Raw genomic sequence first — 15046 nt, 5'->3', positions numbered from 1 at the left:
CGGTCCCGCCTCGCGGCGGGACCGGCAGCTCGTTGAAGCTTACTTGATGAAGCTCGCGTCGTAGAGGTCTTCGACCTTCGGTGCGGCCTTGATGATGCCGATCTCGAGCAGGAGCTCGGCGGCATCCTTGTTGAAGGCGAGGAAATCGCCCGCGAAGAATTTCTGGTTCGCGGCCTTGTCCTGCCAACGCAGGTACTTTGCCGAGTTGCCGAACGCCTCGCCGGTCTGCTTCACGTCGGCGCCCATGATCTCATAGGCCTTGGCCTGGTCCTTGGCGATCATCTCGAGCGATTCGAAATAACTGTCGGCCAGCGCCTGCGCCGCCTTCGGGTTCTCGCTGAGGAATTTCGGCGTGCAGCCGAACGTGTCCATCACGATCGGGTAGTCCAGCGTGGTCGCGATGATCTTGCCCTTGTCGGGTGCGGCGCGCACCGTCGACAGATACGGCTCGTAGGTCATCGCGGCGTCGTTCTGGCCGGAGACGAAGGCCTGCGCGGCCGCGGCCGGCTCGAGGTTCACGACCGTGACGTCCTTCACCGTGAGGCCGTTCTTCTTCAGCATCCAGGCCAGCGCGAAATAGGGCGAGGTCCCGGGCGCGGAAGCCGCAACCGTCTTGCCCTTCAGCTCCTTGATCGACGTGACGTCGTTGCGCACGGCCATGCCGTCGGCGCCAAAGCTTTTGTCGAGCTGGAAGATCTGCTTGGTCGCGACGCCGTTGGCGTTCCAGGAGATCCAGGTCTCGACCGTGGTCGCCGCGCACTGCACGTCGCCGGAGGCAATCGCGAGGTGGCGGTCCTTCTGCGGAATCTTCTTGATGGTGACGTCGAGGCCGTTCTTCTTGAAGATGCCGGCTTCCTTCGCCAGCGTCAGCGGCGCGAAGCCGGTCCATCCGGAGATGCCGACACCGACCTTGACGTCGTCGGCGAGCACGGGAGTGGCGGCCGTAAGCGCAATGATTGTCGCAAATACTTTCGAACTACGCATGATTGTCGTCCTCTTGCCGATCGATGGATTGACGTCCTGTTGATCTCTGTCGGTCTGTGGGGACCGTTGCCCGAAGCGTTGCACGATTTGTGCCGACATCGTTCTCTCAACCTCCCTTGAATCGGGCGACAAGGCGGTGAGAGTCACCGGGATAGAGCAGGCGCACGGCGGTGATCGTGCGCGCGCTGCGCCAGGTATAGCGGTCGATCACGAGACAGGGCGCGCCGACGGCGATGTCGAGCGCCTCCGCCGTGCGATCATCCGCGACAATGGCGCTGATCGTATGCTCGGCCTCTGTCCACGGGACATGATGAAGCAGCCACGAGCCCGGCGGCTCGCGCGAGAAATCCGCCGTTGCAGCATTCGGCACAGAGGCGAGATCGATCAGCCGGTCCTCGACCGCAAAGGGCACATTGTCGGCGCTGTGACGGCAGGCGATCGAGACCACCTTGCCGGCTTTCTTGACGCCAAGACGCTCGCGGTCGGCAGCGGTCGCGGCGCGCAGCTTGCGGCTGATCAACTCGTAGCCGTAACCGCGCCCGAGTGCGGTGATCTCGGCGCGGATGTCGGCAATCTTGAGCACCGCCGACTGGTGCTGCGGCCGCCGCACGAAAGAGCCGGCACGGCGGCGCCGCTCGATCAGGTCGGCCTGGGCCAGCTCCGACAGCGCCTTGTTCACCGTCATGCGCGAGCAGCCGTAACGTGCGACCAGCTCGTGCTCGAAGGGAATGCGATGGCCCGGCGGCCATTCGCCGGTCAGAATCCGCTTTTCGATATCGGCGCGGATCCGCTTGTAGAGCGTCGGCTTGTCGGCAGCATCAGTTGCGAGGCTCATGCGACGAGCCTCCGCACCGATGCGTTGAAGCGTTCGCGTGCGGACCGGCGCAATTGGTGCTGCCCGCCTTCAACGACCTTGTTGCCGCCGGCCCAGACGCAATCGATCGCGCCGTGGCCTGCCGCAAAGATCCAGCCGTCGATCACGGCGTCGCGCGCGCGTCCCGCCAGCGACGGATGCGCGACGTCGAGCGTGATGATGTCGGCATGTGCGCCCGGCGCGAGGCCCGCAATCGGCTGCGCCAGCGCCCGGGCCCCGCCCGCAAGGGCATCGTCGAACAGCGAGCGCCCCGTCGAACGGCCAGCGCCGCCGGACAGCACGTTGCGCGCGCGATGCTTGAGCCGCTGGCCATATTCAAGCTGGCGCAGCTCGTCGGCGACGCCGACGAGCACGTTGGAATCGGTGCCGACACCAAACGCGCCGCCAGCGTCAAGAAATTCGCGTGCCGGAAAAATGCCGTCGCCGAGGCTCGCCTCGGTGACAGGGCAGAGACCTGCCACCGCGCCGGTCTTCGCGAATGCGCTGACTTCTACATCCGTCATGTGGGTCGCATGAATGAGGCACCAGCGTTGATCGACCGGGGCATGCTCAAGGAGCCATTGCACCGGGCGTCGTCCCGACCAGGCCAAGCAGTCCTCGACTTCCTTCACCTGCTCAGCGGCATGAATGTGTACCGGCCCGCCTTCGGCGAGTGGAATGATCGCCGCGAGCTCGTCCGGCGTCACCGCGCGCAGACTGTGCGGCGCGATCCCGATATTGGCGCCCGGCAATGCCGCAATGGCCTTGCGCGAGGCAGCCATCAGTGTGGCGAACCGATCGACCGAGCAGATGAAGCGGCGTTGACCATCGTGAGGCGCGGCGCCGCCGAAGGAGCCGTGCGCATAAAAACTCGGCAGCAGCGTCAGGCCGATGCTTGAGGCTTCAGCAGCCCCTGCAATGCGCGCGGCCATCTCGGCGGGATCGGCGTAGGGCGAGCCGTCGCGATCGTGATGCAAATAATGGAACTCGCCGACGCGGGTAAAACCCTGCTCCAGCATCTCGACATAAAGCAGTGTCGCGACAGCGGCAACATCGTCCGGCGTCATCGCTAGCGCAAAGCGATACATCGTCTCGCGCCAGGTCCAGAATGTATCGGTGCTATCGCCGCGCAGCTCGGCAAGTCCCGCCATGCCTCGCTGGAAAGCGTGGCTGTGCAGGCTCGCAAGTCCCGGAAGCGCGATGGCGTGGCGCTCGTCGCCCGCGGCCGGCGCGACGCCCGGCGTCACCTCCGCGATCGCGCCGGCGGTGATGACCACCTGCACGTCATTGGCCCAGCCCGAGGGCAGGAGCGCGGAGGCGAAATGCAGTCGGGACATGATGACACGCCGGCTGGACAGAACCGGCTTACGATTATATGTCTAGACATATAAGTCAAGCATCCCAGGGCGCAGGGACTTCGCGAAGGGACAGTGGCATGGCAGAGCGCTTCGACCGGATCTGGCACAACGCCCGGCTCGCTACGATGCGGGCCGACCGTCCCGATCTCGGCGAGATCGAGCATGGCCTGATCGCCATACGCGACGGCCACGTCGTCTATGCCGGTGCAGCTGCGGATTTCCCAGCGGATGCGGACGCCGTCCAGCGGATCGATTGCGAAGGGCGCTGGATCACGCCGGGCCTCGTCGACTGCCACACCCATCTCGTCTATGGCGGCAACCGCGCGCACGAGTTCGAGCTGCGCCTGAAGGGCGCGAGCTACGAGGAGATCGCGCGTGCCGGCGGCGGCATCGTCGCGACGGTGGCCGCGACGCGCAAGGCGAGCGAAGCCGACCTGGCCGCGAGCGCATTGCCACGGCTCGATGCGCTGATCGCCGAAGGGGCCACCACGGTCGAGATCAAGTCCGGCTATGGCCTCGACGCCGAAACCGAGATGCGTCAGCTCGCCGCCGCGCGCAGTCTCGGCCGCCAGCGCAAGGTCGCGATCCGCACCTCGTTCCTCGGCGCGCACGCGCTGCCGGTGGAGGCCGACGGCGACAAGGATCGCTATATCGATCTCGTCTGCAACGAGATGCTGCCGACCATCGCAAAGGCGGGCCTTGCCGATGCCGTTGATGCGTTCACGGAAGGCATCGCGTTCTCGGCGGAGCAGACGGCACGGGTGTTCGAGGCGGCGAGGGCGCTTGGGCTGCCGGTCAAGCTCCATGCCGATCAGCTCTCGAACCTCGGCGGCGCTGCGCTCGCTGCAAAATTCTCCGCGCTGTCGGCCGATCATCTGGAGCATACCGACGAGGCCGGCGCTGCGGCGATGGCGAAGGCCGGAACGGTGGCCGTGCTGCTGCCCGGCGCCTTCTACTTCATCCGCGAGACGCAAAAGCCGCCGGTCGAAGCCTTTCGCAAGCATGGCGTTCCCATGGCGCTCGCGACCGACTGCAATCCCGGCAGCTCGCCGCTGACCTCGCTGCTGCTCGCCATGAACATGGGTGCGACGCTGTTCCGGATGACGGTGGCCGAATGTCTCGCCGGTATCACCCGTGAAGGCGCGCGGGCACTCGGCGTGCTCGATGAGACCGGCACGCTTGAGGCCGGCAAATGGTGCGACCTCGCGATTTGGGACATCGAGCGTCCCGCCGAGCTCGTCTACCGCATCGGCTTCAATCCGCTGCACCGCCGGGTGTGGAGGGGCCAATGATGGAGCCGCGCGCAGCGATCGTCGTCAAGCCGGGAACGGTGAGCCTCCACGACCTCGCGCGCGTGCTGGCAGGTGCGCCCGTGATACTCGATGCCGCGTTCTGGCCGCGCGTCGAGGCGGCCGCGGAGATCGTTGCGAAGGCCGCGCAGGCCGCTGCTCCCGTCTATGGGATCAACACCGGCTTCGGGAAGCTGGCGTCGAAGCGGATTCCGCCGGACCAGACCGCGCTGCTTCAGCGCAACCTCATCGTCTCGCATTGCTGCGGTGTCGGCCCGGCGACGCCGGAGCCGATCGTGCGGTTGATGATAGCGCTGAAAATCGTCTCGCTCGGGCGCGGTGCCTCCGGCGTACGCCGCGAGGTCATCGAGCAGCTCCAGGCCATGCTGGCGCGGGGCGTGTATCCGCTGGTGCCACAGCAGGGCTCGGTCGGCGCCTCCGGCGATCTCGCGCCGCTTGCCCACATGACGGCGGTGATGATCGGCGACGGGCAGGCGATCGTCGACGGCAAGGCGGTGCCGGGCAGTGAGGCGCTCGCCGCGGCCGGCCTTGCGCCGTTGACGCTCGGCCCCAAGGAGGGTCTCGCGCTGATTAACGGCACGCAGTTCTCGACTGCCTATGCCATTGCCGGCGTGCTGCGCGCATTTGGCCTGCTGCGCGCCGCCCTTGTCACCGGCGCGCTGTCGGTCGATGCGGCGATGGCCTCGACGGCGCCGTTCCGTCCCGAGATCCAGGCGCTCCGCGGTCATCCCGGGCAGATCGCCGCGGCTGCGACCCTGACTGCGCTGCTCGACGGCAGCGATATCCGCCTGTCCCATCTCGAGGGCGACGAGCGCGTGCAGGATCCCTACTGCCTGCGCTGCCAGCCGCAGGTCGCGGGCGCCGCGCTCGACCTGATCACGCAGGCCGCGCGCACGCTGATCACCGAGGCCAACGCTGTCACCGACAATCCGCTGGTGCTGGTCGAGACCGGCGAGATCGTCTCCGGCGGCAATTTCCACGCGGAGCCGGTGGCCTTTGCCGCCGATACGATCGCGCTGGCGCTGTCGGAAATCGGCGCGATCAGCGAGCGGCGCATCGCGACGCTGGTTGACCCCGCGCTCAATTTTGGCCTGCCGCCGTTCCTCACCCCCGATCCCGGAATCAATTCCGGCTTCATGATCGCCGAGGTGACGGCCGCCGCACTCTACGCCGAGAACAAGCAGCGTGCGGCGGCCTGCTCGATCGACTCGACGCCGACCAGCGCCAACCAGGAAGACCACGTCTCCATGGCCGCCCATGCCGCGCGGCGGCTCTCCGACATGGCCGACAATCTCGCCGCGATTTTAGGCATCGAGCTACTGGTCGCAGCGCAAGGCATCACGCTGCGCGCGCCGCATGCGACCAGCGCGCCGCTCGTCGCTGTCATCGCGGCGCTGCGTGAGCAAGTGCCCGCGCTCGGCGCCGACCGCTACATGGCCGGCGATCTCGCCAAGGCCGCCGCGCTGATTGAAACCGCCGCGCTGCCGGCCGCGGCGCTCACGGCGCTTCCAATCGATCCGTTCCCAAAACTTGACTGAACAAGACTCGTCTGAAGAGGTCTTCATGAACCGCCGACTGGACAATGACCGCACCATCCGCGCCCCTCGCGGCAGCGACATCAGCGCCAAGAGCTGGCTGACGGAAGCACCGCTGCGCATGCTGATGAACAATCTCGATCCTGATGTCGCCGAGCGCCCGAGCGAGCTCGTCGTCTATGGCGGCATCGGCCGCGCCGCGCGCGACTGGGAGAGCTTTGACCGGATCGTTGCTTCGTTGCGCACGCTGGAAGCCGACCAGACGCTGCTGGTTCAGTCCGGCAAGCCGGTTGGCGTGTTCCGCACCCATGCCGATGCCCCGCGTGTGCTGATCGCGAACTCCAACATCGTGCCGCATTGGGCGACGCTCGATCATTTCAACGAGCTCGATCGCCTGGGCCTGATGATGTACGGCCAGATGACGGCCGGCTCCTGGATCTATATCGGCAGCCAGGGCATCGTGCAGGGCACCTACGAGACCTTTGTAGAGATCGGCCGTCGTCATTATGGCGGCAGGCTTGCCGGCAAATGGATTCTCACCGCCGGTCTCGGCGGCATGGGCGGCGCGCAGCCGCTGGCGGCGACCATGGCCGGCGCTTCGATGCTGGCGGTCGAATGCCAGCCGAGCCGCATCGAGATGCGCCTGCGTACCGGCTATCTCGATCGTCAGGCCGCAACGCTCGACGAAGCGCTGGCGATCATGGCGGAGGCCGCGAAGACGAAGAAGGCGGTCTCGGTCGGCCTGCTCGGCAATGCCGCGGAGATTTTTCCCGAACTGGTGCGCCGCGGCGTCAAGCCCGACATCGTCACCGACCAGACCAGCGCGCATGATCCGATCAACGGCTACTTGCCGAAGGGCTGGTCGCTGGCCGATTGGGAAGCCAAGCGGGCGTCTGATCCGAAGTCGGTGGAGCGTGCGTCGAAGGCATCGATGGTCGAGCATGTTCAGGCCATGCTGGATTTCCACGCACTGGGAATCCCGACGCTCGACTATGGCAACAACATCCGCCAGATGGCGCAGGACATGGGCCTGAAGAACGCATTCGACTTCCCAGGTTTCGTGCCCGCCTATATCCGTCCCCTGTTCTGCCGCGGCGTAGGGCCGTTCCGCTGGGCCGCGCTCTCGGGCGATCCCGAGGACATCTTCAGGACCGATGCCAAGGTCAAGGAGCTGATGCCTGACGACAAGCATCTGCACAATTGGCTCGACATGGCGAAGGAGCGCATCAAGTTCCAGGGCCTGCCGGCGCGGATCTGCTGGGTTGGCCTCGGCGATCGTCATCGCCTCGGCCTTGCCTTCAACGAGATGGTCGCGCGCGGCGAGTTGAAGGCGCCGATCGTGATCGGCCGCGATCATCTCGACAGCGGCTCGGTGGCAAGCCCGAACCGCGAGACCGAGGCCATGAAGGACGGGTCGGATGCCGTGTCCGACTGGCCCTTGCTCAACGCATTATTGAATTGCGCCAGCGGTGCGACCTGGGTCTCGCTGCATCACGGCGGCGGCGTCGGCATCGGCTATTCGCAGCATGCCGGCATGGTGATCGTCGCCGACGGCACGCCGGAGGCCGCCAAGCGCATCGAGCGCGTGCTCTGGAACGATCCGGCCAGCGGCGTCATGCGCCATGCGGATGCGGGGTACGACATCGCGATCGACTGCGCCCGTGACAAGGGGCTAGAGCTGCCGAGCCTGACGAAGTAGCGGCGGCCTTCACTTCGCCGTTTGAAGCGCGGCCGTCTGCTTGGCGAGCTGCTTGTCGAAATCCTCCGACAGGCCTGTGGCGTAGGTCGCGAGCTCGCCGGGCTTCACGAACGGATTTGGCGTGGCGCTCTTGATCTGCTGCGCGCGCTTGTCCTGCATGCCGTAGACCTCGGGATGGGGCCCGAGCAGCACGTCGACCTTCATCGCCTTGGCCTTGGCAAAGGTCGCGCGGTAGTCGTCGACGATGCCGGGATAGGTCGGCTGGCCGACCAGCCGGTTCAGCGCCACGGTGCCGCTGCAGAAGAACAGCACCTGGCGGTCCTGGTCGCCGTCCTTCACCGTCATCTCCCAGCTGGTGCAGCCCGGCGAATGGCCGGGTGTCTCATGCGCCGTCAGCGTGGTGTCGCCGAGCGTCACCTTGTCGCCTTCCTTCACCGTGCGATCGACCTTCACCGGGGCAAATCCGAGGTCCGCGTTCTTCTCGTCGCCCGGATAGTAGCCGCCTTCGAGCAGCGGCTTGTCGCGTTCGCCCGCGACAAGCTGCGCGCCGCTGTCCTTCTTGATCTCGGCAAAGCCGCCGGTGTGATCGAGATGGGCGTGGCTGTTGAGGATGTATTTGATGTCGGCGACCTTGAAGCCGAGCTTGGCGATGTGGTCCTTGATCATGCCGGTCGACTGCGGCATCGCGGTGTCAATCAGAATCAGGCCCTGCGACGTCTTGATGACATAGACGGCGATGCCGTCGGTGCCGACATAATAGATGTTGTCGATGAGCTGGAATGGCTCGAACGGCGCTGTCCACTTCACCATGACCGCCGCCAGGAAGTCCTTGATGGTCTGGGCCTGCGCGGCAGGTGCGAAGAATGCCAGCGCGCACAGCGCGGCCGCGAGCTTTCTCATGGATTGTCCTCCCGGTTGTTGTTGTCGTTGCGACCGCAGGTGACGCCCGCGGATCGACCAGGCGCACGCTAAATGCTGCGCGGTGGGGCAGCAACGGCCTGATGCTCGAAAAATTCTGCGTCATGCGCGGAATAACGGTCGCTGTCCGGTTTGAGCATGGCGGCGATTGCTGCACTGCGCCGATCGCGTTTGACCGCGTGCGGGCCGGCCACCATACTTTGCCTCAAGACGAGCCAGCAAGGACTCGTCAGCACCGGGAGCTGAAATGACCAAATCATTGTCCGTCCTGACGGGGGCGCTGATGTCCCTCGTCTGCTTGGCTTCGACAGCCTTCGCGCAGCCGGCCTGCGTGACCCAGAACATGGCCGTGCCGCCGGGCGCCAACACCACCGACAAGGCGGCGCCGTTCTTCATCGACACCACCGGCCTCGATTTCAAGACCACGCCGCCGACGCGCGATCCCTCCAATCCCAACTATCCGCGTGCGACCGAGCTGCCCGACGGCACGCTGCCGCCACCGGGTGCGGAAGGCAATTTCATCATTGGCCCCACCCACAATCCCGCGCCCGAGACCATCGCGAAGGAGGGCGTGCCGCGCGGCACGACAAAATCCTTCACGCTCTCGTCGAAGGACAGCACGATCTACAATCCCGGCCTGATCCGCGACGACGTCGCCGGCTGCACCAATTCCTCGATCATGACGACCGTGACCGCGCCGGACGACAAGTCGAACATGATCGTCACCACCAGCCATCCCGGCATCTGGTCGCGCACGATCGACGTCTATGTGCCGGCGCAATACGTACCCGGTACCGAGGCGCCCTTCATTGTGATCGGCGACGGCGGCTCTGCCGCCTACAAGGATCTCCCGGCCACACTCGACAATCTGATCGCGCAGCGCCGCGTGCCGCCGATGATCGCGATCCAGATCGGCAATGGCGGGCAGGATGCGCAGGGCAGTCAGCGCGGCCGTGAATATGACGCGGTGTCGGGGGCCTACGCGCAGTTCGTCGAGCGCGAGGTGCTGCCGCTCGTCGAGCAGAACGCCGGCGTCAAGCTCACCAGGAACCCCGAAGGACGCGCCACCATGGGGCTGAGCTCGAGCGGCGTGGCAGCCTTCACCATGGCCTGGTTCTATCCCGATCTCTATCATCGCGTGCTGGCGTTCTCGCCGACCATGGTCAACCAGCAATGGCCGCATGATCCGTCACTGCGTGGCGGCGCCTGGGAATATCACAGCGCGTGGGCGGGACCGGCGGGCCCGAACCTGATCTCGAAGGCGGGCGTGCTGACGCCGGCCGAACCGCCTGGCGTGCCGCTGATCGTCGCCGCGCCGACCAAGCCGATCCGCTTCTGGTATTTCGGCGGCGACCAGGACCTGTTCTATCCCAACCCAACCATTCCCGACGGCATGCACGACTGGACCTTGTCGAACGCCGTGATGGCGAAGGTGCTGGCGGCGAAGGGTTACCACTACCAGTTCCTGTTCGTGCGCAATGCCAAGCACGTCGATCGTCCGACGATCGCGCAAACGCTGCCTTCGGCGCTGGAGTGGGTCTGGAAGGGCTATCCGATCCCTTGAGTCATCGCAGAAGGATCAGGCGAGGGCGGCCTGACGTTCCCGCACCGCCTCGCGGGTGCGATCGGCGCCACGCGGCTCGGCGAGCCGGGTGAAGCTGCGCTGGCCCGCATGCACGGGTGCCTCGACGATCACGCCTTCGCAGACGATCTGGCCGCCGAGCATCCTGAATTCGAGCTTGTCGTAGCGCGGCATCGTCTCGCCGGGCTCGGGCGGCAGCAGTCCGATGCGCCCCTGGATGTTCAGCGTCGCATCGCCGGCGCCGTGAAGCCGCGGATTCCACATTCTGATCCCGGTCTCGGCCCAGCGTTGCCGGATCAGCGCGGCGCGATCGGTGGGCTCCACGACCTTTGCACGCGCCTTCGGCGCGTCGGCGATCGTCTCCTCTGCGACAACGGCCGCGACGGGCGTCTCATCGACGGCAACCGGTTCGGGCTCCACGGAAGCGACGGATGCGGGTTCGTCTTCCGTGACGAGCTCGGAGGGCTCGACCGAAACCGTCTCCGTCGCGACAGGCGCGATGAAGACCAGCTCCTCAAGGCCCGGCTCGACATTGGCCGGAAGTTCCGCAGATGCCTCGCTGATGATAAGGGGCTCAGGCGCCTCGACGGCTTCGACTTCGACAGTCGCGACCGGGACCTCTTCGACGACGTCGGGTTCAACATCCGTCGAGTGTTCCGCAGGCGGATAACTGCTGATGACTTCGGGCGCGTCAACCGTCCCGCTCGCAACACCAACCGAAGAGATCGAAGCTTCTTCCTCGATGACCGACTCTTCATCCGCAGCGCTACGCGCCACCTCGAGACCGCCGCTGTGCGGCAGAGGCCGTAGCCGGTTGAACGCCCATTTCACCGCAGGAATGCGGCTCAGCAACGATATCAGTCTCGAAAGCACTGGGAGTTGTCCAAGAGATACTCAGGCCGTAGGCAATCGCTGATTCGCCAGCAATGTGAAAAACTGCCCCGGCCGTCACACCCCTGTCAATCTAGGCGGGACCAATTGCAGAACATCTGCACAGTCTCGCGCGCCGCGGCGTTCATTCGAAATGCATCGATGCGAGTGGATCTTGGTTGCGATCGGGCTGGTGCGTTGGCGCAAGCGGGATGGCCGCGCGCTCGGTCTTGCGGATGTGTGGATGTGCGAGGGCGTGCTTGCGGACGAGCGCCATGGTGAGCGCTTCGCATTCCGCCTGTTCGCCGCGCCACGCGCAGTCGATGCTTGATGACTGTTCCGGCCAGGCCCGCGCCGGGCCGGCGATCGCAAGCGACAAAATGATCCGCAAGGCGGCGACGATGCTTGTCTTTGTCATGGGACGCTCCAAACCGTTCTATCGAATGGATCGGGCGAAACGGACGATATTCCGCGCTACCACATCATCGTGCGGCAGCTCACGCGAGGTTCAACGGCCGTGAGGCAGGCGTGAAGGCGTTCCCTTCGCGAACCGGTCCGGCGCGCGATCTGCTCGATCTGCCGACGACGCCGAACGTCGAGCTTTCCTACGTCATCCTTCCCGACTAATTTGAAAGTCCATGGACGTAAGGACGACGCAATGAAAAAGCTTGCCGCCATCGCAGCGGTTCTGGTCTGGTCGACATGTGCACTGGCGCAAGACCGCAGCATTACCGTGGCCTCGACGACATCGACGGAGCAGTCGGGGCTGTTCGGCTATTTGCTGCCGCTGTTCTCGACGGCCGAAGGCATCGAGGTCAAGGTCGTGGCCGTCGGCACCGGCCAGGCGCTGGACATCGGCCGGCGCGGCGATGCCGATGTGGTGTTCGTCCATGACAGGCCGGCCGAAGACAAGTTCATGTCCGAGGGGCAGGGCGTGAAGCGTTTTGACGTCATGTACAACGATTTCATCATCGTCGGCCCAAGGAGCGATCCCGCAAAAATTGCTGGTGGCAAGGACGTCGCTGATGCCCTGCGTAAAATCGCGGCGTCAAAAGCGCCGTTCATTTCGCGCGGCGACAAGTCCGGCACGCATGCGGCCGAGCTGAGATTGTGGAAGGAGGCCGGCGTCGATGTCGCGATCGGCAAGGGCAGCTGGTACCGCGAGATCGGCCAGGGCATGGGCCCGGCACTCAACATGGCGTCGTCGTCGAGCGCCTACCTTCTGTCGGACCGCGGCACCTGGCTGTCGTTCAAGAACCGCGGCGAGCTTGCGATCCTGACCGAGGGCGACAAGCGGCTGTTCAATCAGTACGGCGTCATGCTGGTCAATCCGGAAAAGCATCCGAACGTGAAGGCGATGGACGGGCAAGCCTTCATCGACTGGCTAATCTCGCCCAAGGGGCAGGACGCGATCGCCGGCTACAAGGTCGGCGGCGAGCAGCTATTTTTCCCCAATGCGTCCCACTAGCAGAAAGGCGAGTGTCGAGACCGCCACGCTGAGCGCGAGCAGGATCAGCCCGAGCCCGAGTGCCAGCGGCAGGTCGCCCTTGCTGGTCTCCAGCGCGATCGCGGTGGTCATCGTGCGGGTAAAGCCACGAATGTTGCCGCCAACAATGATGATGGCGCCCACTTCGGCGATGGCGCGTCCGAACGCCGCGAGAAAGGCTGTCAGCAGCGAGGTCCGGCCGAGTGCGAACAGCAGGCCGATGCTGCGCAGCGTCGATAGTCCGTCGATCCGCGCAAGGTCGCCATATTCCGCCCACAGCAGGCTCGCCGGCCGGTGCACCAGCGCGACCACGATCGGGGTCGCCAGCAGCGTCTGTGCGATCACCATGGCCGCCGGCGTGAACAGCAGGCCGGCGGCGCCGAGCGGACCGGATCGCGACAGCAGAAGATAGAGCGCCAGTCCGACCACGACCGGCGGCAGGCCAAGCAGCGCATTGGTCAGCACGATGACGACCTGCCGCCCGCGGAAGCGGGTGATCGCAAGAAAGGCCCCGAACGGCGCGCCGATCAGCAGTGCGACGATGCTGGCCGTCAGGCTGACGCGCACCGAGAGGGCGACAATGCCGACCAGCTCGGGATCGGCTTCGCCAATCAGCGTGAAGGCAGCAACGACGGATCGTGCGAAGTCGTTCATCCGGCCTGACGCCCCGGTGCAGGGCCGAATGTCCTGGAATGGTCGATGTCGTGGCTGCGAAGTTGCTTCACACTTGGTCCCTGCCGTTCGTGCCGACAGGTTAGAGAATACAAGGTCTCCTCCGACGGGCAAAACACTCTGCCAACAGCGAGCTCCCGATTGTCAAGCCAGTATCACGAAAATATACCGCTTTACCGAAATTCGGAATTGGCGTATGTATCGTTCCAGCTTACCCGGCACGAGGGACGGATCGCGAGTCGTCCGGTACGTGGGTGAGTTGCGGTGGACGCGGGCGCGCGTCGGCACGCAGGGGTCGGGAGCAGGGCGAGCGGAGGATTGAGCCGAACCTCGTGAGCTCCGGCCGCGTGTGACGAACGGCGCGTGCTGCGTACGGCAAAACCGTGTGGTCCTGACTGTCGTCGCTACAGTCAAGCCTTGCGGAAGGCGGCAGCGGGCCAACCGGCTCCTCGTCGCCATCTTTTCGCAAGGCGACGGAGGCCAAAGGAATTCGGCTCCGGGGAGGGCACGGCATAAGCCGTCAAACCACTCGCGCAGGGAAGGTCGGGATGTCTCGGCTGCCCTGTACGCCGCTGTGCAGTTCTCCACTGCGCTACCCGCGCACAGCGGACCGCGGGTGCCAGCCGGCGCCCGGCCTTCCCTGCGCCCTCGGCAATCCCGGGGGCGAAAACGAGCCGCAAAACTCGGGCCAAAACGGTCGCGAGACCGCGAAATCATGCCCTTCGCGAGCGGAAAGGCGACTTTATTCTCGCCACGGATGCTTTAAGGAAGAGCCTGGATGCGGCGCAGCACTTTGGCGGCCGCGGATCGAAATTCGGGTCAAACCGGGCACGCCGTAGTCGATTGCGGGCTCGCTCAACGAGAAGGACGTCAGGCTATGATCAATACCGTTGGCATCATCGGAGCAGGCACCATGGGCAACGGCATCGCCCAGATCTGCGCCGCGGCCGGGCTTTCGGTCGTGATGGTCGACATCTCCGATGCGGCAGTGAACCGCGGCATTTCGACCGTCGGCGGCAGCCTCGAGCGCCTGGTCAAGAAGGAGAAAATGTCGGCGGCCGATCGCGAGGCGACGCTCAAGCGTATCACCGGCACGACCGATCGCGCAAAACTCTCCGATTGCGATCTCGTCATCGAGGCCGCGACCGAGAACGAGGAGCTCAAGGTCAAGATCCTGAAGGACCTCTGCGCCGCGCTGTCGCCGCGCACGCTGCTTGCGACCAACACCTCGTCGATCTCGATCACCAAGCTTGCCGCCGCCACCGATCGCCCCGACCGCTTCATTGGCATGCACTTCTTCAACCCGGTTCCGGTGATGGCGCTGCTGGAGCTGATCCGCGGCTTGCAGACCTCGGACGACACCCACGCTCAGGCGCTTGATTTCGCCCAGCGCGTCGGCAAGGTGGCGATCACGGCCAAGAACAGCCCTGGCTTCGCGGTCAACCGCATCCTGTGCCCGATGATCAACGAGGCAATCTTCGCGCTCCAGGAGGGCATCGCAACGGCGGAGGAAATCGACGCCGGCATGAAGCTCGGCTGCAACCACCCGATCGGGCCGCTGGCACTGGCCGATCTGGTCGGGCTCGACACCATGCTGTCAGTGATGGAGGTCTTTTATAAGGGCTTCAACGACCCTAAATACCGTCCGGCCCCCTTACTCAAGGAAATGGTCGATGCCGGCCATCTCGGCCGCAAGACCGGGCAGGGCTTTTACACTTACGGCGCCTGATTTGGCGCGGGCGGCGGGCTTAGCGCCCGTCGCTCACTCCCGCAATTTGC

Annotated in this window: 13 protein-coding genes; 6 read left to right on the top strand and 7 right to left on the bottom strand. The window is 65.3% G+C overall.

Annotated features, from left to right (window positions below):
• Nucleotides 1-39: 39 nt before the first annotated feature.
• The 3 genes from ABID59_RS10350 to ABID59_RS10340 all read right to left on the bottom strand — a co-directional run bounded on the left by ABID59_RS10350 (nucleotide 40) and on the right by ABID59_RS10340 (nucleotide 3174).
• The gene (locus tag ABID59_RS10350; protein ID WP_354083317.1) at nucleotides 40-984 is read right to left on the bottom strand and encodes an ABC transporter substrate-binding protein; all 945 of its coding nucleotides are present in this window, start codon (nucleotides 982-984) and stop codon (nucleotides 40-42) included.
• 106 nt (nucleotides 985-1090) lie between these two features.
• Entirely contained in the window at nucleotides 1091-1819 is a 729-nt protein-coding gene (gene hutC / locus ABID59_RS10345) for a histidine utilization transcriptional repressor HutC (protein WP_148756009.1), read from the bottom strand.
• A complete protein-coding gene (locus ABID59_RS10340) occupies nucleotides 1816-3174 on the bottom strand; it encodes a formimidoylglutamate deiminase (RefSeq protein WP_354083316.1) in 1359 nt (452 codons plus the stop codon). The genes hutC and ABID59_RS10340 overlap by 4 nt, the downstream gene beginning before the upstream one ends.
• A gap of 98 nt (nucleotides 3175-3272) precedes the next feature.
• On the opposite strand from ABID59_RS10340, the gene hutI reads away from it, so the two are divergent.
• Genes hutI through hutU form a run of 3 tightly spaced genes read left to right on the top strand, consistent with a single transcriptional unit; the run spans nucleotide 3273 to nucleotide 7739 of the window.
• Nucleotides 3273-4487 carry an imidazolonepropionase gene (hutI, locus tag ABID59_RS10335; RefSeq protein WP_354083315.1) on the top strand — a complete coding sequence of 405 codons (1215 nt, stop codon included), beginning with the start codon at nucleotides 3273-3275 and terminating at the stop codon, nucleotides 4485-4487.
• On the top strand, nucleotides 4484-6043 hold the full coding sequence (gene hutH, locus ABID59_RS10330; RefSeq protein ID WP_354035376.1) for a histidine ammonia-lyase: 1560 nt from the start codon (nucleotides 4484-4486) through the stop codon (nucleotides 6041-6043). The genes hutI and hutH overlap by 4 nt, the downstream gene beginning before the upstream one ends.
• 25 nt (nucleotides 6044-6068) lie before the next feature.
• Nucleotides 6069-7739 carry a urocanate hydratase gene (hutU, locus tag ABID59_RS10325; RefSeq protein WP_354083314.1) on the top strand — a complete coding sequence of 557 codons (1671 nt, stop codon included), beginning with the start codon at nucleotides 6069-6071 and terminating at the stop codon, nucleotides 7737-7739.
• A gap of 9 nt (nucleotides 7740-7748) precedes the next feature.
• Here hutU and blaBJP read toward each other — a convergent pair whose 3' ends face one another.
• Nucleotides 7749-8639, bottom strand: a complete 891-nt coding sequence (gene blaBJP, locus ABID59_RS10320) for a BJP family subclass B3 metallo-beta-lactamase (protein WP_354083313.1) — start codon at nucleotides 8637-8639, stop codon at nucleotides 7749-7751.
• A gap of 265 nt (nucleotides 8640-8904) precedes the next feature.
• Here blaBJP and ABID59_RS10315 point away from each other — a divergent pair, with 265 nt between their 5' ends.
• The gene (locus ABID59_RS10315; protein WP_354083312.1) at nucleotides 8905-10221 is read left to right on the top strand and encodes an alpha/beta hydrolase; all 1317 of its coding nucleotides are present in this window, start codon (nucleotides 8905-8907) and stop codon (nucleotides 10219-10221) included.
• Nucleotides 10222-10236: 15 nt separating this feature from the next.
• Here the strand turns inward: ABID59_RS10315 and ABID59_RS10310 are convergent, their stop codons facing one another.
• Together ABID59_RS10310 and ABID59_RS10305 are read right to left on the bottom strand one after the other, a co-directional pair.
• Nucleotides 10237-11091: a hypothetical protein gene (locus ABID59_RS10310; RefSeq protein ID WP_354083311.1), complete on the bottom strand. Its 855-nt coding sequence runs from the start codon at nucleotides 11089-11091 to the stop codon at nucleotides 10237-10239.
• A gap of 163 nt (nucleotides 11092-11254) precedes the next feature.
• The gene (locus ABID59_RS10305) at nucleotides 11255-11527 is read right to left on the bottom strand and encodes a hypothetical protein (RefSeq protein WP_354035386.1); all 273 of its coding nucleotides are present in this window, start codon (nucleotides 11525-11527) and stop codon (nucleotides 11255-11257) included.
• A gap of 240 nt (nucleotides 11528-11767) precedes the next feature.
• Here ABID59_RS10305 and ABID59_RS10300 point away from each other — a divergent pair, with 240 nt between their 5' ends.
• Nucleotides 11768-12577, top strand: coding sequence for an ABC transporter substrate-binding protein (locus ABID59_RS10300; RefSeq protein ID WP_354083310.1), 810 nt, complete (start codon nucleotides 11768-11770; stop codon nucleotides 12575-12577).
• Here the strand turns inward: ABID59_RS10300 and ABID59_RS10295 are convergent.
• Nucleotides 12551-13249 (bottom strand): ABC transporter permease, encoded by a 699-nt coding sequence (locus ABID59_RS10295; protein ID WP_148756019.1) that lies wholly within the window; start codon nucleotides 13247-13249, stop codon nucleotides 12551-12553. The two genes, ABID59_RS10300 and ABID59_RS10295, sit on opposite strands and share 27 nt — an antisense overlap.
• Nucleotides 13250-14144: 895 nt before the next feature.
• Here ABID59_RS10295 and ABID59_RS10290 point away from each other — a divergent pair.
• Nucleotides 14145-14996, top strand: a complete 852-nt coding sequence (locus ABID59_RS10290) for a 3-hydroxybutyryl-CoA dehydrogenase (protein ID WP_148756020.1) — start codon at nucleotides 14145-14147, stop codon at nucleotides 14994-14996.
• Nucleotides 14997-15046 lie beyond the last annotated feature (50 nt).

It is taken from the genome of Bradyrhizobium sp. S3.3.6, assembly GCF_040546905.1.
Classification (GTDB): Bacteria; Pseudomonadota; Alphaproteobacteria; order Rhizobiales; family Xanthobacteraceae; genus Bradyrhizobium; species Bradyrhizobium cytisi.
Note: the sequence above shows the minus strand (reverse complement) of the source record. Positions and strands in the feature narration are given on the sequence as shown.